The sequence below is a fragment of the Saccharopolyspora sp. 6V genome (genome assembly GCF_020176785.1).
GTDB classification, from domain to species: Bacteria; Actinomycetota; Actinomycetes; order Mycobacteriales; family Pseudonocardiaceae; genus Saccharopolyspora_C; species Saccharopolyspora_C gregorii.
On the sequence record NZ_JAIUKB010000038.1, the window covers coordinates 26,716 to 39,584 of the forward strand.

Genomic DNA, 12,869 nt, shown 5'->3' on the forward strand with positions numbered 1-12,869 from the left:
GGATGGGCCCGCCGCGCCTCACCACGGCGCCGCCTCGCGCCCGGTTTCGGCGTCTTCGCCCACGATTCCCCCGATTTCCGCTGGATCTGCTGCCGCCGAACATAACCCGCGGGGCAGGCGATCACCGCGAGACCTCCCGTGCGCCGCGTCACCCGGGCCATTGCCGACCGGCGGCGCATCGTGCAACGCTGCGACGCATGAGTTTCCCCCGTTCGGCGCAGCTGCTGTCCGGCGTGCTCGCCACCGCCGGCGTGCTGCACTTCGCGAAGCCGAAACCGTTCGACGGCATCGTGCCCCAGCAGCTGCCCGGATCCGCTCGCACCTGGACCTACCTGTCCGGGGTCGCGGAGCTCGGATGTGCCGCTGCGGTGGCGAATCCGCGGACGCGCCGGTGGGGCGGGCTGCTCACCGCCGGGCTGTTCGTCGCGGTGTTCCCGGCGAACGTGCAGATGGCGTGGGACTACCGGCGGAAACCGCTGCCGCAGCGGGCCATCGCCTACGGCAGGCTCCCGTTGCAACTACCGCTGATCGCCTGGGCCCTGCGAGTTCGCTCAACCGCAACGAAGTAGCCACCGGACGTAGTCCACGACGGGTCGACCGGTTTACCATCTCCCGGTGCAGCAGCTTGAGCACGCCGCCGACGCGCTCGGCTGGCAGGGTCATCTGGTTCCGCACGTCGAGGTGCTCGGAGCGCGGTTCGCGGCCGTGACCCGGATCCGGCGGGACGTGCACCTCTGGCGCCGGGAGCACGGCTGGGCCCCGGAGGACGACCCGATGTGGTTCCGGTCCTGGTCGCAGCCGTCCATGCACGACCACCTGCCGGTCGCGGCCGTCGACGTCGTCGGGATCCTGGTTCCGGTGCGCAAGGCGAAGTACGGGCCGCGGGCGTGCGGCACGTTGATGACGCTGGCGCCGTGCAGCGTGGTGCTGCCGCGCGGCCACCCGTACCGGCCGTGGCCGATGACCGAACTGGACTACTACGGCATCGGCGTGGTGGCCGACCACGGCGGGGAACCGTCCGAAGTGCTGCTGCCGCCGGAGGACCGCTCCCCCGAGTTCAGCTCCTCGCTGTTCGGCCGCTGGTTGCAGGAAGTGCTGTATTCCCTGGTGCTGCAACGGGATCCGGAGCTGGCGGAGAATCCGACGGGCTGAGCCCGCGCAGCGGCGGCCCCCAGCGGTACCGCCGCCGGTCGCTCCCCCGGTGCGGGGAGATCAGGCCAGCACGTACTCGTGCCAGTTCATCCCGTGCGGGTTCCAGCCGAGCCCGCGGCCTTCCTTCGCGGCCCGCAGCGCCTGCATGGTGTGCGGCCAGCGGCGGATCACGTTGGCGACCGCGACCGGCGTCATCAGCTCGCTGGTGCGGCGGTGGTCGCCGGGGCCGAGGAACGCGATCCCGCCCGCGGTGGACAGGATGTCGGTGAGCGGCGCCTGCCCGGACAGAGTGGTCTTCTCCACGCTGATCAGCGTGTTCGGGTGCAGGTCCGGCGGCCAGGTGCGCCGGTCCAGGTCGGCGGCGACGGGCTGATCGCAGTTGCCGCAGCGGCACTCGAACTCGCCGGTCCAGCCGTGCTTGGCCCAGGACCACACGACGCTGCCGCCCGGTTCCAGGTCGGACAGCGCCGCGACGTGCGGCCAGGCGCCGACGACCGCGTTGAGCATGGTCCGCTTGGTGGGCCGGGATTCGCCGCCGGGGCCGGTGAACGACCAGGTGCCCGCGTCGTCGCGGCTCACCCGGACGAGCGGCACGCGCAGCGACAGCACGTCGGTGTCCACGACGACTTCCGCCTCGGGCGGGGTGTTGAGCTTCCACTCCGTGTTCTGATCCATCCCGAGAATGTTCATGCGTCCGAACGGGCTACGACAAGATCCGCCACCCGAAGGTGTGGATCTCACCCGTGTCGTGGACGGTCTGAACCCGATCGTGCTTCACACGTCCGGCACCGAGGTGAGCAGCTCGCGCAGCCCGTCCCCGTCGAACAGGTCCGCGGGGCTGAGCGTCGTGTCGTGCCGGACGTAGTGGAACGCCGCGCGCACCCGCTCCAGCGGCACGCCGGCGAGTTCCGCCCACGCGATCCGGTAGGCGGCCAGCTGCACGGCCAGCGCGGGCACCTGGTCGTCGGCGGGGACGGCGCCGGTCTTCCAGTCGAGCACCGTCCAGCCGCCGTCGGCGTCGGCGAACACGGCGTCCATCCGGCCGCGCAGCACGACGCCTTCGACCTGGGTCTCGAACGGCACCTCCACGCGGTGCGGCACCCGGTCGGCCCAGGAACCGCGCAGGAACGCCTCCTGCAGCCCGGCGAGGTCCTCGCGCGGCGGCGCGGTCTCGTCGGCGGCGCCGGGGAGTTCGTCCACGTCGAGCAGCGCGCTGGAGGTGAACCGGTGCTCCAGCCAGGCGTGGAACGCGGTGCCGCGGCGGGCCATCGGGTTCGGCGGCATCGGCAGCGGTCTGCGCAACCGGCGCGCGAGCGCCTCCGGGTCGGCGGCGAGCTCGACGAGCCTGCTGACCGAGAGGTGCCCGGGCAGCACGACCTGCTCGCGGCGGCGGGCGGCGGCGTCGCGTTCGGCGAGCAGCACGTCGACGTCGCGGGCCCAGCTGAGCTCGTCGGGGTCGACCTCGGGGTCGTCGAAGTCCGCGGAAACCCCTGCCGCTTCGGGGAGTTCGGGCTCGGCCGGGACGTCCGGTGCGGCGGGCTCGGCGGGGGTTCCGGGCGCCTCGGGAGGTGCCGGCTCGTCGAGGAAGTCGGGTTCCGGCGGTGGTTCGGGATCGTCCGGCGGCTCCAGGTCGTCCGGTGGTTCAGGCGCGTCCGGCGGCTCCAGGTCGTCCGGCGGTTCAGACGCGTCGAGGAACTCGGGCTCTTCGGGGAAGTCCGGTTCTTCGGGGAAGTCCGGTTCTTCGGGGAAGCCGGGCTCCTCCGGGAAGCCGGGCTCCTCGGGGATCGGTTCCTCGACGAGCCGGCCCGCCACCACCGACCGGCCCGCCACCACCGACCGGGACGCCCCGGCCGGGACGCTCCGGTCCGCCGTGGGCTCCGGCGCGGCCATCGCGGCCCGCACCAGGTCCGCCCCCGCCGCGACCGCGCTGCGCCGCTCCCCCAGCGGGTCCGCGGGCCAGGACATCGACAGCAGCGCGTCGGCGAGCGGGTTCTCCGCGTCCTCGCCGGGTTCGTCCGCCCACCGCTGGATCTCGCCCGCGCCGGTGCCGCGCAGCACGTCGGCCAGTTCGGTGAGGAACGGCGACGGCCCCTTCGGCTTCTTGCCGCCTTCCTGCCACCAGTGCCCGGACAGCAGCAGCACGCGTTCGGATCGGGTCAGCGCCACGTACAGCAGCCGCCGCTCCTCGGTGAGCCGCCGGTCCTCGAACTCGCCGTCGTGCCGCTTGAGCTCGTCGGCGATCTCCTTGCGGTCCATCCCGCCCAGCCGGTCCAGGTCCAGGTCGGGCAGGTCCTGCGCGTCACCCCGCATCGTCGCGGGCAGCTGGGTGACGGAGGTCAGCCACGAACCGGAGTGCCTGCGGCCGGGGAACACCTGCTGCACCAGGTGCGGGACCGCGACCACCTCCCACTCCAGGCCCTTCGCGGCGTGCGCGGTGAGCACCTGCACCCGGTCCTCGGCGACCTCCACCTCTCCGGGTTCGAGCCCGTCCTCGGCCCGTTCGGCGGCGGTGAGGTAGTCGAGCAGCGAGGACAGCGGGGCGGACGGGCTGGCGGTGGCGAAGTCGGTGACGACGTCGGCGAACGCGTCCAGGTGGATGCGACCGGCGCCGACGGGGCGGGCGAGGCTCTCGATGTCCAGCAGCAGGGTGCGTTCGACGTCGGCGACGAGTTCCGGCAGCGGCTGGTCCAGCCTGCGCCGCAGCGCGGCCAGTTCCTTGCCGAGCCGCCGGATCCGCTCGTACCCGGCGGCCGAGTAGCCCTCCGGCGCGCCGGGGTCGTCGAGCGCGTCGACCAGCCCGGCCTGTTCGGCGTGCTCGCCGGGCAGCTGGTCGGCGACCTCCTCGCCGCCCTCGGCCGCGCCCGCGCCGAGCCGCCGGGCCCGGTCCCACAGCGCGGCCACGTCGGCGGCGCCGAGGCGCCAGCGCGAACCGGTGAGCAACCGCATCGCCGCCGACCCGGCCAGCGGTTCCACGAGCACGCGCAGCGCGCTCACCAGGTCCCGCACCTCCGGTTCGTCGAGCAGCCCGCCGAGCCCCACGACCTCCACCGGCAGCCCTCGTTCGCGCAGCGCACCGGCGAGCCCGGCCATGTCGGAGCGCCGCCGCACCAGCACGGCCGCGGTCGGCGGGGCGCCCGTCTCGTCGAGCGCCGCGCGCCACTGCTCGGCGATCCGGTCGGCCACCCAGTCCCGTTCGGTGCGCACGTCCTCGACCAGCACGGCGCGGATGTCGCCCGCCCCGGCGCCGTCACGGGCGCGCAGCTCGTCGACCTCCAGCCCGGCGGCGCGCAGCGGCTCGGAGGCCGCGTTGGCGAGGCTGAGCACTTCCGGCGGGTTCCGGAAGCTGGTCAGCAGCCCGTAGCGGCGGGCGGGCACCGGGGTGCCGTCCTCGGCGCGCGGGAAGTCGGTGGTGAACCGGGGCAGGTTCGCGGCGCTCGCACCGCGCCAGCCGTAGATGGCCTGCGCCGGGTCGCCGACCGCGGTGACCGGCAGCGGATCGGTGCCGGGCGCGGCGCCGCCGAACAGGGCGCGCAGCAGCACGCGCTGGGCGTGGCCGGTGTCCTGGTACTCGTCGAGCAACACCGCGCCGTAGCGCTCCCGCTCACCCGCCACCACCTCGGGGTGCTCGGTGGCGAGCAGCGCGGCCAGCGACATCTGGTCGGCGAAGTCCATCGCCGCTTCGCGCCGCTTCTGCTGCTGGTAGGCCTCCAGCAGCGGCAGCAGCGCGGCCCGCAACCGCTGCGCCGCGATGATCTTCGTGAGCTCCTGCGGGAGTTCGGCCCGCTGCCGCTTCGCCCGCGGCGCGTCCTCGATGAGGCGGCTGAGCCGTTCGGCGTGCTCCCGCAGGTGTTCCGGGCGCACCAGGTGCTCGGCGAGCTCACCGGCCAGCGACAGCAGGTAGCTCGTGACGGTGGACGGCACCTTCTCGGTGTCCAGGTCCTCGGTCCAGGTGGACACGACCCGGTGCGCGAGCTGCCAGGACGCGGTCCCGGTGAGCAGCCGCGCGCCCGGCTCCACCGGGATCCGCAGCCCGTGCTCGCCGACGAGCCTGCCCGCGTAGGCGTGGTAGGTCAGCACGGTCGGTTCCTCGGCGAGGACCTGGGTGCGCAGCGCCCCGCTCGGGTCCACCTCGTCGAGCAGGCCCGATCCGGCGAGCCGCCGCAGCCGCGCCCGCACCCGGTCGGCGAGCTGGCGGGCGGCCTTGCGGGTGAAGGTGAGGCCGAGCACGTGCTCCGGGGTGACGAGCCGGTTCGCGACCAGCCACACCACGCGGGCGGCCATCGTCTCGGTCTTGCCCGCGCCCGCGCCCGCGACGACGAGCGCCGGTTCGGCGGGTGCGGCGATCACCGCGGCCTGCTCGGGCGTCGGCGGGTGCAGCCCGAGCCCTTGGGCGATGCGGTGCGGGCTGAGCAGTTCCGACACGCCCCGATCCCCTTCCACGCTCACGTCACCGGTTCCCCGCCGGTTCTAGCACTCACCACCGTCGCCGCAGCTGAGCGCCCCGCCGGCGGCGCCGTCCGGACGGGGCATCCGATCTTGCGGGGAGCCTGCGATCCGCCCGCGCGGGACGACCGGCCGCACCGGCGGGCTCAGCGGCGCTTCTTGGTGGGGGACACCGGCTTCAGCTGCCGCTCGCACTCGCAGTTGCTGTCGTACACGGCCTCCGCGGTGATCGTCGGCCCGTCGTTGAGGCCGGTTACGATCGTCTCGCCACGCTGCGATTCGGCGAGCCAGATCTCGATCTCGTCGGTGAACGCGACCTCGTCCTCGGTGAGTCCCATGGCGGCGCGCAGCGTTCCGGCGAGCCAGGCGGCGACCTCGTCGGGCGAGTGCATGACCTCGTCGGGGTCGAGCATCCGCCGTTCCGCGGCGCTCAACGCGTGCGTCAGCGCGGACCGCTCGACGTATCCGTGGTGGTGCAGGCCGTTCGAGTGCTGCGCCATGACTTCCCCTTCATTGCCGGATCCACGACCAACGTAGCGGCCCGCCGCGCCCCCTTTCGAGCTCCGGCCCGACCTGATCGCGAATCTCACCCCGCAGGCGGGGTGGCCGGCGGCGCGCCGGGGGTGTCGCGCCACCGGCCGCGGACCGGCGAGGGCTGGGCCGGGGCATCGCCGGCCCGACCCGTTCGCCCGGCCGGGACCGCGGGGGTGCGCTCACCGACCGAGCACGGCTCGCCACCGGGTCGGGGATCACGACGACGAGCCGGGTCGGTGCTCCTACTCCGGTGACCGGCCACCATCGCGCAGGGCGAGCGCGCGAATGCAGGCCACGCACGGCATGCCGGCGGCGACGACTTCGGCGCGGTGCACGTCGATCTCCTCCCCGCAGACCGCCCGGTAGCACCACGCGGGCGTCCAGGTGGCGGTGTGCACGACGCGGCGGGTCTCGCCCACCTCGCCGGCCCGGTAGCGCACCGGAACGGGGGTGGGCGTCGGGAGCGGAGCCGTCGAATCGGTCATGCGAGGAGTGTCGGCGGAATCGCGCCGAGTCCGGGAGGCGATCGCCACCCCGCCGCGACGGGGCACGGAACGTACCTCACCGAGCGGGTCAGACCGTAAGTCCCAGTCGTCCCGCCAGCCGGCGGGCCTCGGTGCGCACCATCCCGCCGCCGGAGGTGACCAGCTCACCGGCGATGCCGCGGGCCAGCGGGTGGCAGCGCATCGACTCCTCCCCCGCCTGCACCGCCCGCTGGAGCACGTGCAGCGTCGCGGCGCGGTCCTCGCGCTGGTGGTAGGCGCGGGCCGTTTCGAGCCACAGCCGGGCGCGCCGGTCCACCGAGGGCACCGAGTCCGGGTCGACCTGCACGGCGGCGTCGATCGCGCTCGCCGAGCGGTGCAGGTCGACCTGCACGGACACCGAGGTCACCGCCGCATTGGCCCGGCCGAACAGCGTCCACGGGTGCGCGTACCGCTGCGGCAGCCGATCCGCCATCGCCTCGGCCTGGTCGAGCCTGCGCAGCGCGTCGCCTTCGCGACCGGTCCGGGCCGCGCTGATCGCGCCGTGCAGCCGGCAGGCGCCCCACAGCGCGCGAACCGAGTCGTCCGCCGAATCCAGCCGCGGTTGGAGCAGCGCGGCCGCGTCGTCCACGAGACGCACGGCGTCGTCCTCGCGACCGGTCGCTCGCCACACGTTGCCCACCACCCACGCGGCCCCGGCGAGCGCGGCCGGATCGTCGGCCAGTTCCGCCGACGTCATGCACCGGTCGGCCGCCAGCCGCAGCAGCGCCGAGTCCGCCACCCACGCGAGCAGCTGCTCGGCGAGGGCGTACGCGGCGGACAGCGCGACGTGCGCTTCGCGCCGCTGCGCGCCGTCGAGCATCCGGACCGCGGTGCGGCCGTCCCGGATGATCTGCGGCAGCACCCGACCGACCGATTTCCGCGGTGTGGGCGAGGAATGCCACAGCGCCCAGGCATCGGCGACCCGCTCCCGCAACGCGGCCGGTGCCGGGCAGGACTCCGCCGACACGGTCAGCGCGGTCTCCTCGATGGCCTCGCGCACGGCGGGAACGGCGTCGTGCGAGCAGCGCTCGGTGAAGCCGCCCAGCGGCGCGCCGCCGGTGAGCTCGGCGACGTCCCGCACGCCCAGCGCGCTCGCCAGCTCGACGAGCTTCTCCCAGCGGGGTGTGTGCAGCCGCCCCTTCTCCACCGCCTTCAACCACTCCGGTGATCGCCCGACGAGACCGGCCACGACCGGCCGGGATTTGCCGCGCCGCTCCCGGATGATCTGGATGCGTTCGCCGATGGTCTTCCCTGCGAGTTCGTCGGCCACTGCGACCACCTCTTCGCGGTATCGAGCTGCGCGCGGCCGACCGAGCCGATCACCCGCGGGATCACCAGGCTAGCGAGCCGGAGGTGACGCAGGCCATACCGCTCGGACGTCCCGTCACTGCCCGACCTGGCGGCCTTCCGGGTGGACGGGGCAGGACGGGCGGGCCGGGCAGCGCGGGCAGTCGGAGTTCTCGGCGGCGACGTAGGCGGGGCCGACGCTGGCGGCGCCCGCGTCCTGCACGACGTCCAGCCACACCCGCAGCCGTTCCTCGTCGAGCCCGTCCTGCGCGCGTTCGGTCCACCCGCCCTGCCGGGACGGCTTGGCGACGTAGAGCAGCCGGGCGCCGCCGGGTTCGGCGCGCTCGTCGTCCCCGTCGGAGTCCCCGGACTCCCCGGCGAAGGCACCGAGCGCGGCGGCCAGCTGGTACACGGCGAGCTGCGGGTGCTCCTGCGCTTCGTCCCCGCTGACCGCGGACTTGCTGGTCTTCACGTCCACCACGACGGGCCTGCCGTCGCCGTCGGCTTCGAGCCGGTCGACCCGGCCGCGCAGCCGCAGCCGCGGGCCGCCTTCGCGGCTCGGCACCTCCAGGTCCAGGTCCCGCTCCACGCCGAGCTGGGTGAGTTCGGCGCGGGAGCTCTCCAGCCAGCCGAGGAACGCGTCGAGCATGCCCTCCACCCGGCGCCGCTCGTGCCGGGAGAACCAGGGCGCCCCGGCGTCGACGTGCTGCCACGCCTCGTCGAGGGCGGTGCGGAGCTGTTCGCGGTCGGCGCCTTCGGCGGCCTTCTCCACCAGCGCGTGCACCAGGGTCCCGGTGACGGAGGCGAGTTCGGCGGCATCCTCCCCGCCGTGGCGCTGCACCATCCAGCGCAGCGGGCACTTGCTCAGTACGTCCACTGTGGACGGTGAGATGCGGACCGCTTCGCCCGGCCCGGTCAGCGGCTGCGCGGTGGAGCTCTCCGGCAGGCCGTACCAGGAATCCGGGTCGGCGCCGGGGACTCCGGCGCGGGCGAGGCGGGCGAGCTGGGTCGCCGCGCGCTCCCGGCGGCCCGGCTTGGCCTCTCCGTCGCACACCACCTTGCGCAGCTCGGCGACGAGTTCGCCCAGCACCAGCCCGCGTTCCGGGCGCAGCAGCGGGCGCTGCTCGGCGTCGGTGCTGACGCCCTCCAGCTCGTCGAGGAACCGGGACGGCTGCTCGTCCTCGCCGCGCACCGCGCTCACCAGCAGCGTCCGCCGCGCGCGGCCCGCCGCGACCAGCAGCAGCCGCCGCTCCTCGGCCAGCAGCGGCGCGGTCGCCGACACCCGCTCCTGCTCGTCGACCCCGGCCAGCAGGTCCACCAGCCGGCCGGTGTGCAGCAAGGACCCGCGCAGCCGCAGGTCCGGCCAAGTGCCCTCCTGCACGCCGGGGATCGCCACCACCTCCCACTCGCGGCCCGCCGACGCGTGCGCGGTCAGCACCGACACCGCGTCGCCGGCCGGGGCGGTCGCGGCGAGGCTGCTGCCGGTGATGCGCTGCTTGCGCAGCTCCTCCACGAACCCGGCGATGTCGGAACCGGGTTTGCGGTCGGCGTACTGGGCGGCGGCGTCGAACAGCGCCACCACCGCGTCCAGGTCCCGGTCCGCCTGGGCGCCCGCGATGCCGCCGCGCTCCGAGGCGGCGACCCAGCGCCGCTCCAGGTCGCAGGCCTTCCACACCCGCCACAGCGCCTCTTCCACGCCCTTGCCGGACACTTCGGCGGCGGTCGCCAGCAGCGCGGCGACCTGCCGCGCCGGGCGGGCCGCGGCGTCCTCCAGCCCGGCGAGCCGGTCCCGGTCGTGCAGCACCTCCACCAGCAGCTCACCGCTGGAGCGCTGGCCGCCGGTGGCTTTCTGCAACCGCAGCAGCCCGCGCCGCAACCGGCGCAGCGCCAGCGGATCGGCCCCGCCCAGCGGGGAGGTCAGCAGCTGCTCGGCGGCGTCCGGGTCCAGCGCCGCCGGGTTCGCCGCGCAGTGCACCAGGGTCAGCAGCGGCCGGACCGCGGTGCGGTGCGCGAGCGGCACGTCGTCCACCGGCAGCACCAGCGGCACGCCGGCGGCGAGCAGCGCGCGGCGCAGCACCGGCAACGACTGGCCGGTGGAGCGCACGATCACCGCCATGTCCGACCACGGCACCTCGTCCAGCAGGTGCGCGCGGCGCAGCTGGTCGGCGACCCACGCGGCCTCCTGGGCCTGGGTGCCGAGCAGCCGGACCTGCACCGAGCCGCCGTCACCCTCCGGTGGGCGCAGCGCGCGCTGCGGTCCGGCGCCGGGCAGGCCGTCGATCAGCCTGCCGACGGCGGCGTGCACCGCGGGGGACATCCGGCGCCCGGTGGTGAGCACCTCGGTGCGGTCCGCCGCGGCTCCGGTGAGGCAGCCGGGGTCGGCGCCGCGGAAGGAGAACACCGCCTGGTCCGGGTCCCCGGCGAGCAGGAACTCGCGGGCGGTGCCGCCGAGCCTGCGCAGCAGCGCGAACTGCTGCGGGTCGAGGTGCTGGGCGTCGTCGACGAGCAGGTGGCGCACCCGGTCCTGCTCGGCCGCCAGCAGCTCCGGGTCGGTGTCGAAGGCCAGCAGCGCTTGGGCCACGAGTTCGGCCGCGTCCAGCTCGGCGCCGCCGTGCCCGCCACCGCGCAGCAGCGTCACCTGCTCGTACTGCACGCCGAACCGGCCGGCCGCCACCCACTCCGGGCGGTCGTGCCGCTCCCCCAGTTCGATCAGCTCGGCGGGGCCGATGCCGCGTTCGGCGACCCGCAGCAGCAGGTCGCGCAGTTCCCCGGCGAAGCCCTCCACCGGCAGCGCGGCGCGCAGCGACTCCGGCCAGTCCCGCGCGCCGCCTTCGATGTCCCCGTCGAGCAGTTCGCGCACCAGCGCGTCCTGGTCGGGTCCGTTGAGCATCCGGGGCGGCGGGGCCCCGGTGCGCACCGCCTGCAGCCGCAGCACCGCGAACGCGTACGAGTGCACGGTGCGCACCAGCGGTTCCGGCGCGGTGCGCAGCCCGGCTCCGGCGGTGAGCCGCCGGGTGATCTGCGCGCGCATCCGGGTCGCGGCGGCACGGCCGGAGGTCAGCACCAGCACGTTCTCCGGGTCGGCGCCGCCGCGCAGGATGCGGTCGGCGGCGGCCTCGGCTACCAGCGAACTCTTGCCGGTGCCGGGCCCGCCGAGGACCCGCACGAAGCCGCCGTCACCGTCCAGCACGCGCCGGGCGGGCTCGTCCCAGCGCAGCCGCCGCTCCCCGCCGGAACGGCGCACCAGGACGGGTGCGGAGCGGCGGTGCTGCTCTCCCGGCGCGGAGCGGCGGGACGTCTCGCGCTCCCGGCCGGGGGCGCTGTTCGAGGCGGGCATGCCCCCGATGGAATCACGGGCCGCCGACACCGAAGCCGCAGGCCACGCCGTGCGATCCAGGCGAACCGCACGCGGGGCCGGGGTTCCGCGAGCCGACCCGGGGCCGCGCGGCGCGGTGCCGCCCACCGCGCGGTCGGGCAAACGGTAATTTCCCACCCTTTTCCCATTCTGCTGTGAATGCGGATCAGGAACTCCCTTGTGGACACATCAATTCGCTGGCCAGGGCCGATACAGAACAGGACAGAAAAGCGGCGCCGAGGCCCCGAAGGGCCCAGGCGAATAATTCTTTTGGTGGTACGAACCAATTTTGGGTTCTGCGAGAGTCCCGCTGTGCTGCGGACCCCGACCGCGGCCCCCAGAACACGGGAACCCCGAAGGAGGACCAGTGGGCAAGCTCCGCAAGAACGTGCTCACCCTGGCCGGTACCGGTGTCGCCGTCGCCTGCGCGGCCACCCTGTCCGCCGCGCCCGCGCTCAGCGCGAACCAGGACGTCGCGCCGAAGGCCGAGAGCCCCGTCGCGGCCTCGCCCTACCTCTACAACGGCTGGGGCAACCCGCCGTCGCCGGGCGAGGTGCAGCAGGCCAGCGGGGTCAAGGACTTCACGCTCGCCTTCATCAACGCCGACGGCACCTGCAACCCGGCCTGGGACGGCACCCGGCCGCTGGACGGCCAGGACAAGGCCACCATCGACGAGATCCGCGCCGGTGGCGGCGACGTCGTCCCCTCGATCGGCGGCTGGAGCGGCAACAAGCTCGGCGAGGTCTGCACCGACGCGCAGTCCCTGGCCGGCGCCTACCAGAAGCTGATCGACGCCTACGACCTCAAGGCCATCGACGTCGACATCGAGAGCACCGAGGTCGAGAACCCCGCCTCCCGGGACCGCGTGATCGAGGCCCTGAAGATCACGAAGGAGGCGAACCCGGGCATCAAGACCGTCGTCACCTTCGGCACCACCACCACCGGGCCGAACGAGAACGGCACGGCGATGCTGGCGAAGGCCGCCGAGATCGGCGCGGACATCGACGTGTGGACGCAGATGCCGTTCGACTTCAACGGCACCGACATGGCGCAGGACACCATCACCACCACCGAGGCGCTCAAGGAGCAGGTGGCGACGACCTTCGGCTACGACGAGGCCGCCGCCTACGCCCACGTCGGCATCTCCTCGATGAACGGCGACACCGACCAGGAGGCCGAGCACGTCGACGTGGCCGCCTTCCAGAAGATGGCGGACTACGCCAAGGAGAAGGGCCTCGGCCGCTTCACCTTCTGGTCGGTCAACCGCGACCGGCCGTGCGACGGCGGTGGCGACGCCAGCAGCTGCAGCGGCGCCGAGCAGCAGCCGTGGGAGTACTCGTCCATCGTGGCGGGCTTCGCCGGCTGATCCGGCAGCTCGCGCGGGACTGCGCCGCACGGTCCAGCACCGGCTGGGCCGTGCGGCGCCACACCGCTCCACCGTCCCCCCAGTTGATCTTGCCGTGCTATCATCGCGGCGGTTTCATGCGGGAACAGCGAAGTCGGGGGACACCGGGCCGCGCGTCCGATCGCCACGCCCCGCGAACCCGTCTCCCTCAGCACGACGTCCGCTCAGG

9 protein-coding genes are annotated in these 12,869 nt (G+C 74.4%); 3 read left to right on the forward strand and 6 right to left on the reverse strand.

What is annotated here, in order from left to right:
• The first annotated feature begins 197 nt into the window (after positions 1 to 197).
• Both LCD35_RS08785 and LCD35_RS08790 read left to right on the forward strand, forming a co-directional pair.
• Positions 198 to 569 (forward strand): MauE/DoxX family redox-associated membrane protein, encoded by a 372-nt coding sequence (locus LCD35_RS08785; protein ID WP_224955990.1) that lies wholly within the window; start codon positions 198 to 200, stop codon positions 567 to 569.
• A 46-nt stretch (positions 570 to 615) separates the two neighbouring features.
• On the forward strand, positions 616 to 1,152 hold the full coding sequence (locus tag LCD35_RS08790; protein WP_224955991.1) for a hypothetical protein: 537 nt from the start codon (positions 616 to 618) through the stop codon (positions 1,150 to 1,152).
• Between the two features lie 60 nt (positions 1,153 to 1,212).
• On the opposite strand, the gene LCD35_RS08795 is transcribed toward LCD35_RS08790, so the two are convergent.
• The 6 genes from LCD35_RS08795 to LCD35_RS08820 form a co-directional block, all read right to left on the reverse strand.
• A complete protein-coding gene (locus LCD35_RS08795; protein ID WP_224955992.1) occupies positions 1,213 to 1,827 on the reverse strand; it encodes a hypothetical protein in 615 nt (204 codons plus the stop codon).
• A 99-nt stretch (positions 1,828 to 1,926) separates the two neighbouring features.
• Positions 1,927 to 5,574, reverse strand: a complete 3,648-nt coding sequence (locus tag LCD35_RS08800) for an ATP-dependent helicase (protein ID WP_374108049.1) — start codon at positions 5,572 to 5,574, stop codon at positions 1,927 to 1,929.
• Between the two features lie 167 nt (positions 5,575 to 5,741).
• Complete coding sequence (locus LCD35_RS08805) at positions 5,742 to 6,095, reverse strand: hypothetical protein (protein WP_224955993.1); 354 nt, start codon at positions 6,093 to 6,095, stop codon at positions 5,742 to 5,744.
• A 276-nt stretch (positions 6,096 to 6,371) separates the two neighbouring features.
• Positions 6,372 to 6,614, reverse strand: a complete 243-nt coding sequence (locus tag LCD35_RS08810; protein ID WP_224966102.1) for a hypothetical protein — start codon at positions 6,612 to 6,614, stop codon at positions 6,372 to 6,374.
• Between the two features lie 88 nt (positions 6,615 to 6,702).
• A complete protein-coding gene (locus LCD35_RS08815) occupies positions 6,703 to 7,923 on the reverse strand; it encodes a helix-turn-helix transcriptional regulator (RefSeq protein WP_224955995.1) in 1,221 nt (406 codons plus the stop codon).
• Positions 7,924 to 8,037: 114 nt separating this feature from the next.
• Complete coding sequence (locus LCD35_RS08820) at positions 8,038 to 11,277, reverse strand: ATP-dependent DNA helicase (RefSeq protein ID WP_225044027.1); 3,240 nt, start codon at positions 11,275 to 11,277, stop codon at positions 8,038 to 8,040.
• 385 nt (positions 11,278 to 11,662) lie between these two features.
• On the opposite strand from LCD35_RS08820, the gene LCD35_RS08825 reads away from it, so the two are divergent.
• Complete coding sequence (locus tag LCD35_RS08825) at positions 11,663 to 12,661, forward strand: chitinase (RefSeq protein ID WP_224955997.1); 999 nt, start codon at positions 11,663 to 11,665, stop codon at positions 12,659 to 12,661.
• The last annotated feature ends 208 nt before the right edge of the window (positions 12,662 to 12,869 follow it).